The 17,530-nt window shown below is 64.2% G+C and carries 17 protein-coding genes and 1 pseudogene; 11 read left to right on the top strand and 7 right to left on the bottom strand.

Annotated elements, in window-relative coordinates; translation table 11 throughout:
* Position 1: 1 nt before the first annotated feature.
* Positions 2-571 (bottom strand): acyloxyacyl hydrolase, encoded by a 570-nt coding sequence (locus AC1D3B_RS14245; RefSeq protein ID WP_478191315.1) that lies wholly within the window; start codon positions 569-571, stop codon positions 2-4.
* Positions 572-742: 171 nt separating this feature from the next.
* On the opposite strand from AC1D3B_RS14245, the gene AC1D3B_RS14240 reads away from it, so the two are divergent.
* From AC1D3B_RS14240 to AC1D3B_RS14230, 3 genes are all read left to right on the top strand, one after another.
* A complete protein-coding gene (locus AC1D3B_RS14240; RefSeq protein ID WP_478191314.1) occupies positions 743-1,240 on the top strand; it encodes a polyhydroxyalkanoate granule-associated phasin in 498 nt (165 codons plus the stop codon).
* 73 nt (positions 1,241-1,313) lie between these two features.
* Positions 1,314-1,742 (top strand): MerR family DNA-binding transcriptional regulator, encoded by a 429-nt coding sequence (locus AC1D3B_RS14235; protein WP_478191313.1) that lies wholly within the window; start codon positions 1,314-1,316, stop codon positions 1,740-1,742.
* Positions 1,739-2,164: a PaaI family thioesterase gene (locus AC1D3B_RS14230; protein WP_478191312.1), complete on the top strand. Its 426-nt coding sequence runs from the start codon at positions 1,739-1,741 to the stop codon at positions 2,162-2,164. The genes AC1D3B_RS14235 and AC1D3B_RS14230 overlap by 4 nt, the downstream gene beginning before the upstream one ends.
* A 3-nt stretch (positions 2,165-2,167) precedes the next feature.
* Here AC1D3B_RS14230 and AC1D3B_RS14225 read toward each other — a convergent pair whose 3' ends face one another.
* The 3 genes from AC1D3B_RS14225 to AC1D3B_RS14215 all read right to left on the bottom strand — a co-directional run bounded on the left by AC1D3B_RS14225 (position 2,168) and on the right by AC1D3B_RS14215 (position 4,507).
* Complete coding sequence (locus AC1D3B_RS14225) at positions 2,168-3,349, bottom strand: metallophosphoesterase (RefSeq protein ID WP_478191311.1); 1,182 nt, start codon at positions 3,347-3,349, stop codon at positions 2,168-2,170.
* A gap of 100 nt (positions 3,350-3,449) precedes the next feature.
* Positions 3,450-3,911 carry a peptidase associated/transthyretin-like domain-containing protein gene (locus AC1D3B_RS14220; RefSeq protein WP_478191310.1) on the bottom strand — a complete coding sequence of 154 codons (462 nt, stop codon included), beginning with the start codon at positions 3,909-3,911 and terminating at the stop codon, positions 3,450-3,452.
* 98 nt (positions 3,912-4,009) lie between these two features.
* On the bottom strand, positions 4,010-4,507 hold the full coding sequence (locus AC1D3B_RS14215) for a hypothetical protein (RefSeq protein ID WP_478191309.1): 498 nt from the start codon (positions 4,505-4,507) through the stop codon (positions 4,010-4,012).
* A gap of 281 nt (positions 4,508-4,788) precedes the next feature.
* On the opposite strand from AC1D3B_RS14215, the gene AC1D3B_RS14210 reads away from it, so the two are divergent.
* Positions 4,789-6,018, top strand: coding sequence for an MFS transporter (locus tag AC1D3B_RS14210; RefSeq protein ID WP_478191308.1), 1,230 nt, complete (start codon positions 4,789-4,791; stop codon positions 6,016-6,018).
* A gap of 78 nt (positions 6,019-6,096) precedes the next feature.
* Here AC1D3B_RS14210 and gyrB read toward each other — a convergent pair.
* From gyrB to dnaA, 3 genes and pseudogenes are all read right to left on the bottom strand, one after another.
* Positions 6,097-8,613 (bottom strand): annotated as a pseudogene (gyrB, locus tag AC1D3B_RS14205) (DNA topoisomerase (ATP-hydrolyzing) subunit B); the annotation flags it as partial.
* A 237-nt stretch (positions 8,614-8,850) separates the two neighbouring features.
* Positions 8,851-9,957 (bottom strand): DNA polymerase III subunit beta, encoded by a 1,107-nt coding sequence (dnaN, locus tag AC1D3B_RS14200; RefSeq protein WP_435517184.1) that lies wholly within the window; start codon positions 9,955-9,957, stop codon positions 8,851-8,853.
* Positions 9,958-10,226: 269 nt separating this feature from the next.
* Entirely contained in the window at positions 10,227-11,606 is a 1,380-nt protein-coding gene (dnaA, locus tag AC1D3B_RS14195; RefSeq protein ID WP_478191307.1) for a chromosomal replication initiator protein DnaA, read from the bottom strand.
* A gap of 313 nt (positions 11,607-11,919) precedes the next feature.
* Here dnaA and rpmH point away from each other — a divergent pair, with 313 nt between their 5' ends.
* From rpmH to AC1D3B_RS14160, 7 genes are all read left to right on the top strand, one after another.
* Positions 11,920-12,054, top strand: a complete 135-nt coding sequence (rpmH, locus tag AC1D3B_RS14190; RefSeq protein WP_007834827.1) for a 50S ribosomal protein L34 — start codon at positions 11,920-11,922, stop codon at positions 12,052-12,054.
* 74 nt (positions 12,055-12,128) lie between these two features.
* Positions 12,129-12,518 (top strand): ribonuclease P protein component, encoded by a 390-nt coding sequence (locus AC1D3B_RS14185; protein WP_478191306.1) that lies wholly within the window; start codon positions 12,129-12,131, stop codon positions 12,516-12,518.
* The gene (yidD, locus tag AC1D3B_RS14180; RefSeq protein ID WP_478191595.1) at positions 12,518-12,805 is read left to right on the top strand and encodes a membrane protein insertion efficiency factor YidD; all 288 of its coding nucleotides are present in this window, start codon (positions 12,518-12,520) and stop codon (positions 12,803-12,805) included. Before AC1D3B_RS14185 ends, yidD begins: the two co-directional genes overlap by 1 nt.
* On the top strand, positions 12,802-14,550 hold the full coding sequence (yidC, locus tag AC1D3B_RS14175; RefSeq protein ID WP_478191305.1) for a membrane protein insertase YidC: 1,749 nt from the start codon (positions 12,802-12,804) through the stop codon (positions 14,548-14,550). Before yidD ends, yidC begins: the two co-directional genes overlap by 4 nt.
* 66 nt (positions 14,551-14,616) lie before the next feature.
* Positions 14,617-16,029, top strand: a complete 1,413-nt coding sequence (gene mnmE / locus AC1D3B_RS14170; RefSeq protein ID WP_478191304.1) for a tRNA uridine-5-carboxymethylaminomethyl(34) synthesis GTPase MnmE — start codon at positions 14,617-14,619, stop codon at positions 16,027-16,029.
* An 84-nt stretch (positions 16,030-16,113) separates the two neighbouring features.
* Positions 16,114-16,581: a cyclic nucleotide-binding domain-containing protein gene (locus AC1D3B_RS14165; RefSeq protein ID WP_478191303.1), complete on the top strand. Its 468-nt coding sequence runs from the start codon at positions 16,114-16,116 to the stop codon at positions 16,579-16,581.
* Between the two features lie 392 nt (positions 16,582-16,973).
* Positions 16,974-17,525, top strand: a complete 552-nt coding sequence (locus AC1D3B_RS14160; protein WP_478191302.1) for a hypothetical protein — start codon at positions 16,974-16,976, stop codon at positions 17,523-17,525.
* Positions 17,526-17,530 lie beyond the last annotated feature (5 nt).

Here is a 17,530-nt window from a genome sequence, read left to right as displayed (position 1 = left end):
CTCAGAAGCGATAAAGGTAGCGCACCCGCCAGAAGTTCTCGCCTGGATTCGGCTCCTTGATGCCCCCGTTCGAGAAGTGCTGGAGCCGCACGGACAGCTCATGCTCCCCTCGCTCTCCGAAGTTGCGTCCGAAACCGATCTGTTCCGTGAACTGGAAGGTCGTGCTGAACTCGCGGCTGGCGGTGCGATAGAGGCTGTCCATCACCGTGCCGCCGATCCCCGCTTCGGCGAACCAGGGCGACTCCCCCTCGCCGAAGCGCCACCGCCAATTGGCAATCACGCCGATCTGCCCATAGTTGCGATGGTCGCCACCCGTCTGCGGAGCCCGCCACGCACTCGCGAAGAAATCCCAATAGAAGGAGAGCGGGCCCCCAAGCGCCGGAGACTCTCTATATCGCCACGGCATGACGTAGCCGACGGTGATCGAATTCGTGTCGCCCTCGCTATGAAGGGCCTGGCCCGCCTGGAGATAGATGCCGGGCGCCTGATCCTGAGGATGCGCGGCGGCGCCGAGTGAAAGCAGCAGGAACCCCGCACCCAGGGCTGCCTTGAAGATTGCCGAGTTGGACATTCGACTTGATGACTTCGTATGGTTATATGTAACAAGCATCTCAGACTTCGAAAATGGGCAAAGTGTTGTTTGCCGCGCCGAAAAGTAGGACTGCGTCCTTAAACGATGCTGCAGTGCAGCAAAGAGCACGCCGTAGGCCTATAGTTCGTCAACCCATCTGCAGAATTGACCATGACGCCCAGTCTCTCCTCACCCCGCTTCTTCAACCCGCTCATGTTGTGGGTCGACGTGGCCGTCAAGACCAACGAGATGCTCCTGTCGTCAGGCTCCGTCATCCAGATGCGTACCGAGCGCATCGCCAAGGCGGGACTCTCTCCCAGTGACGCTGATCTTGCCGAATTTCAGTTGATGGGTCACGAGAAACTCGCCGCCGCGAGCGAAGCCGGCGCCGCTATGGCAAATCAGCTACACACCACGCAGTTCGCGCTGATCAACCGCGCAGTGAAGCACTGGCTGGGCGGCGGCGTGGCCCTCTTCTCCTTCGCCACCAGCACGACGCCCGCACAAGCCCTGACCTACGCCGAAGCAGTCGGGACCGCTGCCACGCGCTCGGCCGCTGCCGTGAGCCAGTTGACCAGCGCCAGCGCACGCATCGTGCAGAGAGGGCTCAAGCCGATCCACGCCAAGGCGACGTCGAACGCACGCCGGCTCGCCCTGACGCAAGCCTGAGACAACAGCGCCCATCGAAAAAAGTCGTCGATGCACAAGCTTTGCGCAACGCGAGGCTTGCTAGCCTTGGCGCATGCGGATCTCCGAACTCGCCCAACGCGCCGGCGTGACCGTGCACGCGCTGCGCCACTACGAACGGCTCGGCCTGCTGCAGCCTGCGCGCACGGCATCGGGATATCGCGACTATCCCGAATCGATGCGGCGCGAAGTGGTGTTCATCGCGATGTCGCGCCGCATCGGCTTTTCGCTTCAGGCGATCGGTGAACTGCTGCCGGCCTACCGCGCCGGCCGGCTCAGCATCGCGACGATGACGGATGCCCTGCAGGCACGTGCGGACGCGCTGGATCGGCAGATCACCGAACTCCAGGTCTTGCGCGCGCAGGTGCTCGATCACGCGTCGTGGCTGCGCGCCCAGGAGCGCAAGCAGCGCGCCAGCGCGAAGACACCAAAGCCCTGGCCGACACCCCTCGCACGACCCCCCGCACGAAAGGAAAAGCGATGAGCACTCTACAGCTTCAACACGTCGAAAATGCTGTGCTCGCGATGCCGATGGCCCGCACGCTCGGGCTTCGCTTCACGCAACTGGCGCCGGGCCAGGTCGAGGTCGAGATGCCGATCGCCGAAGCCTTCACATTCAGGCCCGGCCAGCTTCAGGCCACGCCGGTCTTTGCGGTTGCGGATTTCGCTGCCGTTGCCGCTGCCGGCAGCGTGTTGCCGGAGGGCTGGAGCAATGCGACGGTCGACACCTCGCTGAAACTGGTGGCACCCGCGGTGGGCCGTGTCGTCCGGGCGCGCGGGCGTGTGGTGAGCGCGGGCAAGCTGTTGACCGTGTGCGCCGCCGACGTCTTTGCCGTCGATGCCGAAGGCGCCGAGACCTTGTGCGCCACGCTCCTCGGCACGGCACGCAACATCAGGCCGGCGTGAGGGTCAGGCCGCCGGTACCAGGCGCAGAAGGGTGATTTCCGATGGCGCGCCGMAGCGCKTMGGCGGACCCCAGTAGCCGGTGCCCCGGCTCGTGTAGACCCACATTTCGCGCAACTTGTGCAGCCCTGCAGTGAAAGGCTGCTGAAGCGGCACGAACAGGTTCCACGGGAAGAACTGGCCGCCGTGCGTGTGGCCAGAGAGCTGAAGGTGGAAGCCCGCGTCGGCAGCGGCGGATGCGGTCCGCGGCTGGTGGGCCAGCAACACCCGCGTGTGCACCAGCGGCGGCGCGTCGTGCACTGCGAGGTGCGGATCGCTCGCGTGCGCCGCATCGAAATGCACCGCGGTGTAGTCGGTCACGCCGGCGACCACGAGGGCGCTTTCCATGATTTCCTCGTCCGTCTGCGCGCCCTTCACGTTGCGCGTCTGGAGCACCACATGCTCGTTGAGGAGCACACGCAGGCCGAGCCGGCGCAATTCGTCGATCCAGGCGTGCGCACCGGCGTAGTACTCGTGGTTGCCCGTCACCACGAAGGTGCCGTGCTTGGCGCGCAGGCCCTCGAGCGGTGCGATGTGCTCCCGAAGTTCCTGCACCGTGCCATCGACCAGGTCGCCGGTGATCGCCACCATGTCGGCACCCAGTCCGTTGACCGCGTCGACGATGCGCTGGATATAGCCGCGCTTGATGGTCGGGCCCACGTGGATGTCGCTCAGTTGCGCGATCGTAAAACCGTACAGCGCCGACGGCAAGTCGCGGATCGGGACGTCGACCCGGACCACGCCGGCCGTCCGGCGCGCATTGAGGAACCCGACCAGCGAGATCGCGGTGGCCAGCAGCGGCACCGCAGCGGCGCTGACCACCTGCCACCGGGGCCAGTCGGGTGTCGCGCCGAGCAGGAACGCCGCCAGCCAGGCCAGGAGCAGGCCGGCATCGCGCACCAGGGTCAGGACGAACATCGAAGAGAACCAGCCCATGCTCAGGAGGCCGATCCATTTCCATCCGTCGGCGAGTTGCCGGCGTTCCGACCGCATGCCGACGAACGGCAACGGCATCGTCGCGGCGGATACCACCAGCGCGAGAGCCAGCACCCACCAGCCGCCTCCGGCGCCAGTCAGCGAAGGCAGCAGCCGCAGGCCGATGTAGACGTGCAGCAGCGTGGTCAGGACAATCAGGGGACGAAGCGGCATCGGGGCCTTGGAGACGGGCACAGGCCCGGACACAACATGTGCGAGCGACAGGCTCGACATTCAAGGTGCATGCCACCCTGATGGCTGGTATTTTCGGCCCTCAGGAATGCGCGCTGATGTTCGTCCCGGCCGGCCACACGAAAAGCGTGCGGGTGGCGCTGCCTGCGGAAATCTCCACTTCCTGTTTCAGCGTCTGGCCGGCGAGGGTGGCCTCGACTTCATAGCGGCCGGGGTCGAGCCGGGCCACCATGAAAGGGCCATCGGCCACCACGCGGCTCAGCACCGCCTGCCCGGAAGAACTGCGCACAGTCACCACGACTTCGGCGGCGAATTCCGATCGCTTGCCGTTCTTGACCGCGAACTCGAAGGTCGCCGGCCAGCGGGGCGCGACGTTCTCCATCAGCTCCGCTTCCTCGCTGCTCACACCGCCGCTCATGTATTCGATGCCGTTCAACATGTGAATGGGCGGGTTGTAGACGGCATGCGCCGCCAATGCACCGAAAAGTGACGCGCTGCCGATGACAATGGCAGCCGCGGGCTGCCAGATCCTCTGGGTTCTCATCGCTGTGTCCTTTGCTCCATGGGCGTGAATAATTTCACGCAACCACTATCCGCAGCAAGACTTAGGAGAACCTGATCTGGCGCGACGAAGTATTCGTCTCAGTCGCCGGTGCTGACCGAAGCCTGGTGCTCCGGGCGCGAACGGTCCATGGCCGAGGCGAAATCGACGTTCGACGGCCACATGAACACAGCCTTGGAAGCCATGCCGTTGAAGACGACCAGCGGCTGCCTGAGCGTCACGCCACCCATCGAGGCCTCGATCTCGTAGGCACCGGGATCGAGCCGGGCGAGCATGAAGGGGGCGCCGGTGGAGGTTTCCATGACCGGCCTGCCCGAGTACCGCTCACGCACCATGACCTTCACCTCGGACGGAAAGGTGACGCCCGGCTTGGCGCGGCTGATGCCGAATTCCAGCGTCGCAGCCCAGCGCGGCGAAACGGTCTGCATGAAGGCAGCCTCTTCGCTGCTCTTTCCGCCGCACATGTATTCGATGCCCTGCGCCATCCGGATCGGCGGATTCGTCATCGCGTGGGTTGGAAGGAGTGCGCCGAAGATTGCCAGGGCCGCCGCGGGCCGCCAAAACCGGATCGGGTTCATTGCTGTGCTGTCCTTGCTTGCTCGAAAAGTGGCGTCTGACCACCGGTGATTTTCCTTAGCAAGACTCGGGCTAGGAATAGCGTTTACGCCAATTTTCGAACCACACCCCTGGCCGGCAGTGCCGAAATGCGCATAAACAACGTCGCTTTCCGACTGTTGGCATTCCGGAAATTGAGATGTTCCGGCGGGCCACTTCACGGCGGGCGAAGCGCCTCCAAACTTCGTCCCTCCGCAACAGTCGCCGGTGAAGCTTCCGCCAGCGGCCCTTCCAGGAACCTCCGATGAACGCACCCTGCACGACCTGCGCCGATGCGCTGCCCCCCGAAATCACCGAAACCACGCGATCCGCCTGGCTCGCGGTCGGCTCCATCGCCGTCGGCACCTTCGCCATGGTCACGACGGAATTCCTGCCGATCGGGCTTCTGACGGACATCGGCAGCGGTCTCCAGGTCTCCGACGGAACGGCCGGCCTCATGGTCACGATGCCGGGCGTGCTCGCCGCTTTCGCGGGGCCGGCGCTGATCGTGGCATCCGGCCGCCTCGACCGACGCACCGTGATGGTCGCACTCACTGCATTGCTGGTGGCGTCGAACCTGCTTGCGGCAGTGGCCCCAAACTTCACTGCGATGCTCGTCGCCCGCCTTCTCCTTGGCCTGTGCGTCGGGGGCTTCTGGACATTTGCACCGAGCGCGGCCACGCAACTGGTGCCCGCCGTGTCGCAGGGCCGGGCCATGTCGCTCGTGCTTGCGGGCATCTCCGTGGCCACCGTGTTCGGCGTGCCGGCCAGCGCACTGGTGGGCAACCTCGCCGGCTGGCGTGCCGCCTTCGGCATGACCGGCCTGCTCGCGGCGGGCGTGCTGCTGGTGCAGATGTGGCTACTGCCGGCGATGCCGCCCACACGGGCCATCCAGCCACGCGACCTGCTTACGCCGCTGACGCGCCGCATGGCGCAGGTCGGTCTGCTGGCAGTGCTCTTCCTCATTGCGGGCCATTTCGGCGCGTACACCTATCTCAAGCCGCTCCTCCAGCAGGTATACGGCCTCGGCCCGGGTGCCGTCACGGCGCTGCTGCTGACCTACGGGGCGGCCGGATTCGTGGGCACTTTCATCGGCGGAAGCCTGGTCGCGCGCAGCGTGCGAGCCGCAACGCTGCTGGCAGCCGTGCTGCTCGCGGCGGCGCTGTTGATGTCGACGCTGGTCGGGACGGGCCTGGTGGCCGGCGGTGCGATCGTCGTCATCTGGGGCGTGGCCTTCGGCCTGATCCCGGTTGCGCTCACCGCGTGGATGCTGGAAGCCGTGCCCGATGCGCCCGAGGCCGGGCAGGCGCTGCTGGTGAGCGGGTTCCAGGTCGCGATCGCATCGGGCGCGCTGCTCGGCGGCGTGACGGTCGACGCCTATGGGATCTCGAACACCATGATGCTCGGCGGCGGTCTTGTCCTCGTCGCCGCAGCCATTGTCGGAGCGCTCGGTCGCGCACCTCGTGGCGTGTCGGTGGCCGCGTCAGGGCAGTGAGGGGAAGCATCGCCGCGACGAAGAAGCACCGATGCGTTCGTTCGCGGCCCCGGTCGGCCCCGGGCCGACCGAAGGTTCTCAGACGTCGATGTTCGCCGCCCGCAACGCGTTCTGCTCGATGAATTCGCGACGCGGTTCGACCTCGTCACCCATCAGCATCGTGAACACGCGGTCGGCTTCGATCGCATCGTCGATCTGCACGCGCAACAGACGCCGCACGTTGGGGTCCATCGTCGTCTCCCACAACTGCTCAGGATTCATTTCGCCCAGGCCCTTGTAGCGCTGGCGTGAGGTCGCGTTCTCGGCCTGGCCGATGAGCCAGCGCATGGCCTCGCGGAAGTCGCTGACCTTTTCTTCCTTGGCCCTCTCGCCTTCGCCGCGCTTGACGACCGCGCCCTCGCCGAGCAAATCACGGAAGGTCTTGGCAGCCTCCGCCAGCGCGGCGTAGTCGGCGCCGTGGACGAAGTCCTGCGTGAGCACGCTGCTCTTGATGTTGCCATGATGGCGGCGGCTGACGCGCAGCAGCGGCTTGTCGGTGCGAGCATCGAACTCGCTTGCGACGTCCGCCGGCGCACCGGTGGTGTTCAGTTCGCGCAACTTGTTCTGCAGCGCGACAGCCGAGGCTTCCGCGCTCGCCGTGGTGTCGAGGTCGAGCGAAACGCCATCGGCGATCGCTCGCAAGGCCGCTGCGTCGAGGAATACCCCGAGGCGCGCAATGACGGCTTCGGCCAGCTGGTGCTTGCGCGCCAGTTCGGCCAGCGTGTCACCGCTGAGCGTGGTCGGGTTGTCGCCGCCGGTCGTGACGCTGGCATCCTTCAGGGCGACCTTCAGCAGGAACGCGTCGAGGGCCGGACCGTCCTTCAGGTACTGCTCTTCCTTGCCGACCTTGACCTTGTAGAGGGGCGGCTGCGCGATGTAGATGTGCCCGCGCTCCACCAACTCGGGCATCTGCCGGTAGAAGAAGGTCAGCAACAGCGTGCGGATGTGCGCGCCGTCCACGTCGGCGTCGGTCATGATGATGATGCGGTGGTAGCGCAGCTTCGCGACGTTGAAGTCGTCGGCGCCACCGCCCGCGGTCGTCGCGCCCGCGCGGCCGATGCCGGTGCCCAGCGCGGTGATCATGGTCAGGATTTCGTTGCTGGTCAGCAGCTTCTCGTAGCGCGCTTTCTCGACGTTCAGGATCTTGCCGCGAAGCGGCAGGATGGCCTGGAACTTCCGGTCGCGGCCCTGCTTGGCGGAACCGCCGGCGGAGTCACCCTCCACCAGGTAGACCTCGCACAGCGCCGGGTCCTTTTCCTGGCAGTCGGCCAGCTTGCCGGGCAGGCCCATGCCGTCGAGCACGCCCTTGCGGCGCGTCATCTCGCGCGCCTTGCGCGCGGCCTCGCGCGCGCGCGCCGCCTCGACGATCTTGCCGCAGATGATCTTGGCGTCGTTCGGCCGTTCCTGCAGGTAGTCGGACAGCAACCGGCCGACGATGTCCTCGACTGGCGCGCGCACTTCGCTCGACACCAGCTTGTCCTTGGTCTGGCTCGAGAACTTGGGCTCGGGCACTTTCACGCTCAGCACGCAGCACAGGCCTTCGCGCATGTCGTCGCCGGTGACCTCGACCTTGGCCTTCTTGGCCAGCTCGTTCTCTTCGATGTATTTGTTGATGACCCGCGTCATCGCGGCGCGCAGGCCCGTCAGGTGAGTGCCGCCGTCACGCTGCGGAATGTTGTTAGTGAAGCACAGCACCTGCTCGTTGTAGCCGCTGTTCCACTGCATCGCGACTTCGACACCGATGTGCGTGCCGGGAATGCCGCCGTAGGTATCTGCCGGCTTCTCGCCCGCCGCGTAGAACACGTTCGGATGCAGGACCGTCTTGCCCTTGTTGATGAACTCAACGAAGCCCTTGACGCCGCCGGCGCCGGAAAAGTCATCCTCCTTTCCGGTCCGCTCGTCGAGCAGCCGGATGCGAACCCCGTTGTTCAGGAAGCTCAGTTCGCGCAGGCGCTTGCTCAGGATCTCGTAGTGGAAGTCCGCGTTTTCCTTGAAGATTTCCGTGTCCGGAAGGAAGTGCACCTCGGTGCCGCGCTTCTCGGTCTCGCCCGTCACCTTCATCGGCGACACCTCGACGCCATTGACGACCTCGACGATGCGGTTCTGCACGAAGCCCTTGCTGAACTCCAGCGTGTGCACCTTGCCTTCGCGGCGAACCGTGAGCCGCAACATCTTGCTGAGCGCGTTCACGCAGCTCACGCCCACGCCGTGCAGGCCGCCCGAGACCTTGTAGCTGTTCTGGTTGAACTTGCCGCCCGCGTGCAGTTCGGTGAGCGCGATTTCCGCCGCCGAGCGCTTGGGCTCGTGCTTGTCGTCCATCTTGACGCCGGTCGGGATGCCGCGGCCGTTGTCGGTGACAGAGATCGAGTTGTCGGTATGGATCGTCACGACGATGTCGTCGCAATAGCCCGCCAGCGCTTCGTCGATCGAGTTGTCGACCACTTCGAACACCAGGTGGTGCAGGCCCGTGCCGTCGGAGGTGTCGCCGATGTACATCCCGGGCCGCTTGCGCACCGCTTCCAGCCCTTCGAGGATCGTGATGGAGCCTTCGCCGTAGGTCGTATCGTCAGCCGGCGTCACCTCGATCGGAATCGCGTTGTCGATTTCGGGTGTGTAGACCGGCTCGGTGTGTGGCACGTCCGGCTTGTTGTCTTCGCTCATCAGAATCTTTCTCATCGGCGACCAGGAGGTCACCGCAATTTCGGGAAATACCGCGGATCCGGCTGCGCCGGTCCGCAGGTATTGCCCCCTGCAAGGGGGTGGGCGGCCACACGAAGTGGGCAAGCCTGGGGGTTAAATCCTCATAGGCATGACGACGTACTTGAACGACGCGTTCTCGGGAATCGTCATCAGCACCGAACTGTTGGAATCGGCCAGGTCCAGCTTCACCATGTCCTGGCTCATGTTGGCGAGCGCGTCGATCAGGTAGGTCACGTTGAAGCCGATCTCGATGGCATCACCGCCGTAGTCGATGTCGAGCTCATCCTGCGCTTCTTCCTGCTCGGCGTTGTTCGACGCGATGCGCAAGGTCCCCGGCTCGATGTTGAGCCGCACGCCCTTGAACTTCTCGCTGGTCAGGATCGCGGTGCGCTGCAGGCTGGCCAGAAGCGGCGCGCGACCCAGCGTCACCGTGTTCTTGTGGTTCTTCGGGATCACGCGGTTGTAGTCCGGGAACTTGCCTTCGACCAGCTTGGTGACGAATTCCATGCCGCCGAAGCTGAACTTGGCCTGGTTGTTCGCAAACTGCATTTCGATCGCACCCTCGGCATCCGACAGCAGGCGCTGCATTTCGAGCACGGTCTTGCGCGGCAGGATGACTTCCTGGCGCGGCACCTCGACGTCGAGCGTGGCGGATGCATAGGCCAGCCGATGGCCATCGGTCGCCACCAGGCTGAGTTGCTTGCCTTCGGCGACGAAGAGTATCCCGTTGAGGTAGTAGCGGATGTCGTGCACCGCCATGGCGAAGGACACCTGGCTCAACAGGTCCTTGAGCGTCTTCTGCGGCACGCTGAAGACAGGGCCGAAGTTGGCGGATTCCTGCACCAGCGGAAAGTCCTCGGCCGGGAGCGACTGCAGGGTGAAGCGGCTCTTCCCACCCTTGAGCACCAGCTTGCTCGCGCTGGATTCGAGGCTCACCGTCTGGTCGGACGGCATCGTGCGCAGGATGTCGATCAGCTTGCGTGCGCCGATGGTCGTCGTGAAGTTGCCCTCGTCGCCACCGAGCTCGGCATGCGTACGAATCTGGATCTCGAGATCGCTGGTGGTGAGCTGCAACTGGCCGCCTGTCTTGCGAATGAGCACATTGGCCAGGATCGGCAGCGTATGGCGCCGTTCCACGATCCCGGCCACCGACTGCAGCGCCGCGAGGACTTTGTCTTGTGTTGCCTTCAAAACGATCATGTCTTACCTCTTCCTTTATTTCTCTAATTCAATTTAGTAGTAGTAGATAAGGGACGCACTGCCCTGTGGACAGGTCGATTTTCCGCTTTCGTGACAAGCGTTTGCGGTATCCCGCCGGCTGTGCGTAGCCGCGCTCCGGTGGTGTCGCGACAGAGCGAACAACTTCGGGTTGCGCGCCTGGCCTGTGGACAAGCGCTGCCTTGTGCAGCAACTGGTCACAGAGTTGTCCCTTGACAGCCTTCGACGAACCTGATTAGCGCCTTCATGCTTCAGCCCTTGAGGGTTTGCTCCAGGACGTGCAATTGTTGGTTGAGTTCGGTGAGCTGTTGCCGCTCGCCTGAAATCTTCCGGACCGCATGCAGGACGGTGGTGTGATCGCGCCCGCCGAACAACTCACCGATTTCCGGCAGGCTCTTCTGGGTCAGTTCCTTGGCGAGGTACATGGCGATCTGGCGCGGCCGGGCGATCGATGCCGGGCGCTTCTTGGAGTACATGTCGGCGACCTTGATCTTGTAGTAGTCGGCCACCGTCTTCTGGATGTTCTCGACCGAGATCTGGCGGTTCTGGATCGACAGGAGGTCGCGCAGCGCCTCGCGTGCGAGGGCGATCGAGATTTCCTTCTGGTTGAAGCGCGAATACGCCAGGATCTTGCGCAGTGCGCCTTCGAGTTCGCGCACGTTCGATCGGACGTTCTTCGCCACGAAGAAGGCGACCTCCTCGGGCATCTCGGCGCTCTCGGCGCGCGCCTTGTTGATCAGGATCGCAACGCGCATTTCGAGCTCGGGCGGCTCGATTGCGACCGTCAGACCGGAATCGAAGCGCGACACCAGACGCTCGTGGATGTCAGCCAGACCCTTCGGATAGGTGTCGCTCGTCATCACGATGTGCGACTTCTTGGCGAGCAGCGCTTCGAAGGCGTTGAAGAATTCTTCCTGCGTCCGGTCCTTGTTGGCGAAGAACTGCACATCGTCGATCAGCAGCAGATCGAGCGAGTGATAGCGCTCCTTGAACTCGTCGAAAGTCTTGCGCTGATATGCTTTGACCACATCGGATACAAATTGCTCCGCGTGGATGTAGAGAACTTTCGAATCGGGGCGGTCCGCCAGCAGCCGGTTGCCCACCGCGTGCATCAAGTGGGTCTTGCCCAGACCGACGCCGCCATAGATGAACAGCGGGTTGTAGAGATGCCCCGGCATGCCCGCCACGTGCATGGCCGCTGCGCGCGCCATGCGGTTGGCAGTGCCCTCGACCAGGGTCTCGAAAGTGAGTCCCGCGTTCAGGCGATTCTTGAATGCCGAAGCGGAGATGTCCTCGCCCGGACTGACCATCTCGCGCGGCACATCGGTCTCGGAAACGACGGCCATCGAAACAGGCCGACTAACGATTTCCCGAGGAGCAAGCGCTAACTCTATGAGTACTGGCTGGCCATATAGCTTTTCGGCCATGGCAGCGATCTTGCCGGCGTATTGAGCCCGGATCCAGTCCAGCTTGAAGCGGTTGGCAACGAAGACCGTAACCCGCGAAAGATCGTCCGCGACCTTGGCGGTCAGCGGCTTGATCCATGTGTTGAACTGCTGTTCGGACAACTCCTGCGCGAGTTGATCGACGCAGGCTTGCCAAAGGCTGTCACCGACGCCGTCACCCGCCATGGGTGCTCTGAAAAGTGGTTTGTCCCTCAGCCATCTCTCGTGTTTGTGTTGTGGATAGTCGCGCCGCGATGCGCCGTAGATTCTAACTTGTCAAAAACTTATCCACACCCAATTCAACGGGGGTCGAATGGGTGCGGAATCCTCGCGGGATTGTCGCCTGCAAGAATGTTTGCGATAATCGCGGGTTTCCCTGAAAACCTCTTTGTGTGTTTCGGGGTATCTCTCGGATCTCCCGGGGAAAACCAAGGTCGCCAATGGCCTTCCGGGCCGAGAGGCTCAAACGCCGGCCAGCCGGTGAATCAGGAAAATCATCATGAAACGCACTTACCAAGCATCCAAAGTCCGCCGCGCCCGTACCCACGGCTTTCTGGTCCGCATGAAGACCCGTGGCGGCCGCGCCGTCATCAACGCTCGCCGCGCCAAGGGCCGCAAGCGTCTCGCCGTCTAATCGGCACGCCAGCACCGTTGCCAGTCGAATCGCAGCCGCCATCACATCCTGACGGCGCCTTGCGGTTGGCTTCCATGCAGCGGCTCAAGACCCGCGCGCAATTCCAGGCCGTACTCGCAGGTGCCACCGTGGCGCGCACCGCCCACTTTGCACTGCATCGCTGTGCGCTGGACGTCTCGTCCGGCGTCGCGCCCCTGTTCAACGAACAGGAGGTTTGGGTTGGAGCCATGGTTCCCAAACGCTGGGCCCGCCGTGCGGTCACCCGCAACGCGATCAAACGCCAGATCTATTCCGTGAGCGCAGGCGCGTCCGAAGCTTCATTGCCGCAGGCCGCGCATGTCGTGCGCCTTCGCGCCGGCTTCGATCGCAAGGAGTTCGTCAGCGCGGTGTCCGACAAGCTCAAGGCCGCCGTCAGGGCCGAACTCCAGCAATTGCTTGAGCGGGCCGCCGTGGCGCGCGCATGATGAACCGCCTGTTGATTGGCCTCGTGAAGGCGTACCGACTATTGCTGAGCCCCTGGCTTGGCCAGTCCTGCCGTTTCGAGCCCACTTGTTCCGTTTACGCCATCGCCGCGCTTGAGCAGCACGGCGCCGCAGCCGGCAGCTATCTCACGCTGCGCCGGATCGCTCGATGCCAGCCCTGGTGCCAAGGCGGGCATGATCCGGTTCCTCCCAAGGCACAACACCCGACCTCGCGATCGGGTTCGCTGTTTGCCTTTCTCTCTTCCGACGACAAGAAGTCTTCTTCATGAACGATATCCGCCGCACCATCCTGTGGGTGATTTTTGGCTTCTCGCTGGTGCTGCTGTGGGACCAATGGCAGGTCTACAACGGCCATAAGCCGACTTTCCTTCCCTCGACGAAGACGGCTGCGCCTGCCAACCCACCGGTCGCACCGGCCGCAAGCTCCAACAACGGCGTCCCTGCCGCCGCAGGCGTGCCTGCAAGTGGCTCGCTGCCCGCACAAGCCGCTGCTCCGGCGATCGGAGAAAAGATCACGGTCTCCACCGACGTGTTCAAGGCGGTGATCGACGGAGAAGGCGGCACCCTTTCCGAACTGCAATTGCTCAAATTCGTCGACCAGACCAACAACCACGGGCTGGTCGAGTGGGTGCGGCGCCTCTTCGGTCTTCCGGTCGCGGAGAACGAACTCAGGCCTGTGACCCTGATGGAGAACGGCTCGCCCGCGACCCGCTACGTCGCCCAGACGGGCCTGCTGAACACCGTGGACACCGGCGATCGCTTCCCCAATCACCTGAGCCTGATGACGGCGCGTCCGGGACCTCGCCAACTGGCCGACGGGCAGAACACGCTCGAAGTCGTCTTCGAATCGCAGCCGGTGGGTGGCATGAAATACGTCAAGACCTACGTATTCCAGCGCGGCGACTATTCGATCCACGTCAAGCACCAGATCGTCAACGTCAGCGACCAGCCGCGTGATGCGCAGCTCTATCTGCAGTTCGTGCGGCACGGCACCGTCGCTGCGGGCACGATGTTCGGCACCAACACCTTTACCGGTCCGGCCATCTACACGGAGCAGAAGAAGTTCCAGAAGATCGCCTTCACCGATATCGCCAAGGGCAAGGTCGAGTTGCCGGCTCCTGCCAACGACGGCTGGGTCGCCATGGTCCAGCACTATTTCGTGTCGGCCTGGCTGCTCAATGTGCCGGGCAGCGAGAGCATCAAGCGCGAGTTCCGCGTGGCGGATCTCGGCAACAACCTGTTCTCGGTGGCCATGGTGCTGCAGGTGCCAAAGCTGGCGCCCGGCGCGGCGCAGACCATCGAGAGCAATCTCTTCGCCGGTCCCGAGGAAGAGAAGAAGCTGGAGGTGCTCGCTCCCGGTCTCGACCTGGTCAAGGACTACGGCATCTTTGCGATCATCTCCAAGCCGCTGTACTGGCTGCTCAACCAACTGCACGGCATCCTTGGCAACTGGGGCTGGTCGATCGTGGCCCTGGTGGTTCTGCTGAAGGCCGCCTTCTACTGGCTCAACGCCAAGGCCTACGCAAGCATGGCCAAGATGAAGGCCATCAACCCCAAGATCATGGAAATGCGCGAGCGGCTCAAGGACAAGCCGCAGGAAATGCAGCAGGAGATGATGCGGATCTATCGCGAGGAAAAGGTCAACCCGATGGGCGGCTGCTTCCCGATCGTGATCCAGATCCCTGTGTTCATCGCGCTCTACTGGGTGCTTCTGTCGTCCGTCGAGATGCGCCATGCACCGTGGATTCTCTGGATCCAGGACCTTTCGGCACCCGACCCCTGGTTCATCCTGCCGGTGGTGATGACTGCGACCTCGTTGTTCCAGACCTGGCTCAACCCCACGCCGCCGGACCCGATGCAGGCCAAGCTGATGTGGATCATGCCGCTCGCGTTCAGCGTGATGTTCATCTTCTTCCCGGCTGGCCTGGTGCTGTACTGGATCACCAACAACGTGCTGTCGATCGCGCAGCAGTGGTTCATCAACAAGCGCCTGGGCGTGCTTGGCAAGAAGTAGGCGTCAACGCCGACACCGTAACGAGGGGCCGCGAAAGCGGCCCTTTTTGCTGGAAGAATCCTCGCCATGCTCGCGCGCCCCGCCGATCCGATCGTTGCCATCGCCACGGCTTCCGGCCGGGGGGCCGTCGGCATCGTGCGGGTGTCCGGTGCGCAGATGGCGCCCCTCATCGACGCCATCTGCGCGCGCCCGCTGAAGCCGCGCGAGGCCACCTACCTTCCCTTTCGCGATGCGGAGGGCGTGCCGATCGACCACGGATTGGCCATCCACTTTCCCGCGCCTCATTCCTTCACTGGGGAGGACGTGTTCGAACTACAAGCGCACGGCGGTACGGTGGTGCTGCAATTGCTGCTCGCACGCTGCCTCGAGGCGGCCGAAGAAATCGACCCCGCCAGCGGCCAATGCCGGCTGGCCGGATTGCGCGTGGCTGAACCGGGAGAGTTCAGCCAGCGTGCCTTCCTCAATGGAAAGATCGATCTGGCCCAGGCCGAGGCGATCGCCGACCTGATCGACGCCAGCACGGAAGCCGCGGCGCGCAGTGCCGGGCGCTCGCTCTCCGGAGCGTTCTCGCAGGAAATCCATACGTTGCTCGATGCGTTGGTGCGCTTGCGAATGCTCGTCGAAGCAACACTCGATTTTCCCGACGAGGAGATCGATTTCCTCCAGGAGGCCGACGCCGTCGGCCAACTGGCTGCGTTGAAGGTGCAACTTGACGCGGTGCAGCAGCGCGCTCGCCAGGGCGCTTTGTTGCGAGAAGGCATCAAAGTCGTGATCGCTGGGCAACCTAACGCAGGCAAGAGTTCCCTGCTCAATGCCCTGGCCGGTGCGGAACTGGCCATCGTGAGTTCTGTCGCGGGCACCACGCGCGACGTCGTGTCGCAAACCATCCAGATCCACGGCGTCCCGCTCCATGTGGTCGATACGGCCGGCTTGCGCGACAGCGTCGATGAAGTCGAGCAGATCGGAATCGCCCGCGCTTGGGGACAGATCGAAGGCGCGGACGCGGTGTTGTTCCTGCACGATCTGACGCGGACTGCCTCGACGGAGTACGTGCAGGCAGACGACGAGATCGCGGGCGTCCTGACGACCAAACTGCCTCCGAGCGTGCCTGTGATCGACATCTGGAGCAAGCTGGATGCGGTGCCAGGCGCAAACCCGAGCCCGAGCGCCGGGATCAGTCTTTCCGCCCGGACCGGTTTCGGCATCGAGGCGCTGCGAAGCCGGTTGCTCGAAGTGGCGGGCTGGCAGTCCGTGCCCGAAGGCGTTTACCTCGCGAGGGCGCGTCACGTCCAGGCGCTGTCGCGGGTCGGTCATCACCTTGCCATCGCGGCGGAGCACCTGGCTGCGCAGGCCCAGGCCCTGGATCTGCTGGCCGAAGAACTGCGCCTTGCTCAGAACGCGCTCAATGAAATCACCGGCGAGTTCGGCGCCGACGACCTGCTGGGCGTGATCTTTTCCCGCTTCTGCATCGGCAAATGAGCTGAAAATGTGAGTTTGTGTGATATGTGTCACCACTCATTTTCAGTTTCGCAGATACTCGACCCACAGCAAGGGCTTACATCAATGTCATCCAGCATTCAGGATCTTTGCCGCGCCATCGCGCAAAACACCAGCTATGACGCCTTTGCGCCAGCGCTCAACGCCCAGCAATGGGAAACTCTGGCGAGCTATCTGCAACCCTTCGACCTGTCGGCGGGCCAGGTCTTGATCGACCAGGGCGCGAACGACCGAACGCTCTTCTTCATCGAAAGTGGCGCGCTCAGCGTCCACCTCATCGGTGACAGGGGCCAGATGCAACTGGCCATCCTCAATCCCGGATCGGTGGTCGGTGAAGGCGCGTTCTTCTCCCGGCTGCCGCGTTCGGCCAATGTCGTCGCGACGGGCTCGGCCCGCGTCTGGAGACTCACCGCCATCCGGTTCGCCGAGATGTCGAATCGGCAGCCGAATCTCGCCCTCGAACTGACGATGGGATTGGGCGCTGTCATCGCCAGGCGCATGGTGAACAAGCCCAAGCGCGTCGCGGTGACCTGACGACGGGTTGCATCGCGGTGGTCTGCGCTGAATGCCAAACGGCAAACCGTGACGAGAACAGCAAGTTCTGCAAGGGGTGCGGACGGCGGCTGAAGGCCGCTGTCGCCCCTGCGGTGGCCGCTGGCGCCATCGAGGTCGCGGAGCCTGCCGACACACTGCCGGGCATTGAGGAAGAGTGGCCTGCGACCCAGCGCATGGCGTATCACCCTGACCTCGCTCCCGAGGGGCTATTCAACCGCGCCATCCCCGCAACGGCGGTCGCCGGGGCGGCTGATGTGGTCTCCCGCGCCCGGAGAGGATTGCCGCCCCCCCTGCCCGCTTCGCCCTCCTCGTCGTCCCTGGCCCGAAGCGCCCGTCGGTCTGCGTCCAGGCGTTCCTCGCGTTCGAGAAGCGTGGCCGGCAAGCCCCAGTCCCTTGCAAGTCGACTCGGTACGTGGGGCCTGGTGATAGCGGTGGTCGCCGCCGTCGCTGCCGGCTGGGGCTACGTCTACAACGCCCGGAACTCGGCGGTGCCTGCCGTTGCGAAGGAGGTCGCGGTGCCGGTACCGGCGCCCGCCGAGCCTGCGGCGCCTCCTCCACCCATCGTGCAAGCGGCCGAGCCCGCACCCGTGGTCACCGAAGCGCCTCCGGTGGAAGAGTCGCCCCCCGCGCCCGTGAAACCCGCCGCAACGCCCGCCAAGCCTCGCAAGGCGGCGGCGCCAGTGGCGGTGTCGCCCCAACCTGTTGCGACACCGGCGTCGGAACCTGCGCAGCCGCCACCGCCCGACCCCGTCCCACTGGCGAGCCCGCAGTCGCTTTGTGCCGGCCTGAACTTCATCGCTCGCGCCCAGTGCATGGCCGCGCAGTGCGCCAAGGCCGATTTCAGATCGCACGCCCAGTGCGAAGCCGTTCGACGCCAACAGCAGATCGAGGAAGAAAAGCGGAATCCGACGCTGATCAACTGATCCCG

Source organism: Variovorax sp. P5_A3 (assembly GCF_056400665.1).
The sequence above is the reverse complement of the archived record's forward strand: the minus strand, read 5'-3'. Positions and strand labels throughout refer to the sequence as shown.

Coding starts and splice junctions, on each gene's coding strand:
- AC1D3B_RS14245 (WP_478191315.1), bottom strand. CDS start 571: ATGTCCAACTCGGCAATCTTCAAGGCAGCCCTGGGTGCGGGGTTCCTG.
- AC1D3B_RS14240 (WP_478191314.1), top strand. CDS start 743: ATGACGCCCAGTCTCTCCTCACCCCGCTTCTTCAACCCGCTCATGTTG.
- AC1D3B_RS14235 (WP_478191313.1), top strand. CDS start 1,314: ATGCGGATCTCCGAACTCGCCCAACGCGCCGGCGTGACCGTGCACGCG.
- AC1D3B_RS14230 (WP_478191312.1), top strand. CDS start 1,739: ATGAGCACTCTACAGCTTCAACACGTCGAAAATGCTGTGCTCGCGATG.
- AC1D3B_RS14220 (WP_478191310.1), bottom strand. CDS start 3,911: ATGAGAACCCAGAGGATCTGGCAGCCCGCGGCTGCCATTGTCATCGGC.
- AC1D3B_RS14215 (WP_478191309.1), bottom strand. CDS start 4,507: ATGAACCCGATCCGGTTTTGGCGGCCCGCGGCGGCCCTGGCAATCTTC.
- AC1D3B_RS14210 (WP_478191308.1), top strand. CDS start 4,789: ATGAACGCACCCTGCACGACCTGCGCCGATGCGCTGCCCCCCGAAATC.
- dnaN (WP_435517184.1), bottom strand. CDS start 9,957: ATGATCGTTTTGAAGGCAACACAAGACAAAGTCCTCGCGGCGCTGCAG.
- dnaA (WP_478191307.1), bottom strand. CDS start 11,606: ATGGCGGGTGACGGCGTCGGTGACAGCCTTTGGCAAGCCTGCGTCGAT.
- rpmH (WP_007834827.1), top strand. CDS start 11,920: ATGAAACGCACTTACCAAGCATCCAAAGTCCGCCGCGCCCGTACCCAC.
- AC1D3B_RS14185 (WP_478191306.1), top strand. CDS start 12,129: ATGCAGCGGCTCAAGACCCGCGCGCAATTCCAGGCCGTACTCGCAGGT.
- yidD (WP_478191595.1), top strand. CDS start 12,518: ATGAACCGCCTGTTGATTGGCCTCGTGAAGGCGTACCGACTATTGCTG.
- yidC (WP_478191305.1), top strand. CDS start 12,802: ATGAACGATATCCGCCGCACCATCCTGTGGGTGATTTTTGGCTTCTCG.
- mnmE (WP_478191304.1), top strand. CDS start 14,617: ATGCTCGCGCGCCCCGCCGATCCGATCGTTGCCATCGCCACGGCTTCC.
- AC1D3B_RS14165 (WP_478191303.1), top strand. CDS start 16,114: ATGTCATCCAGCATTCAGGATCTTTGCCGCGCCATCGCGCAAAACACC.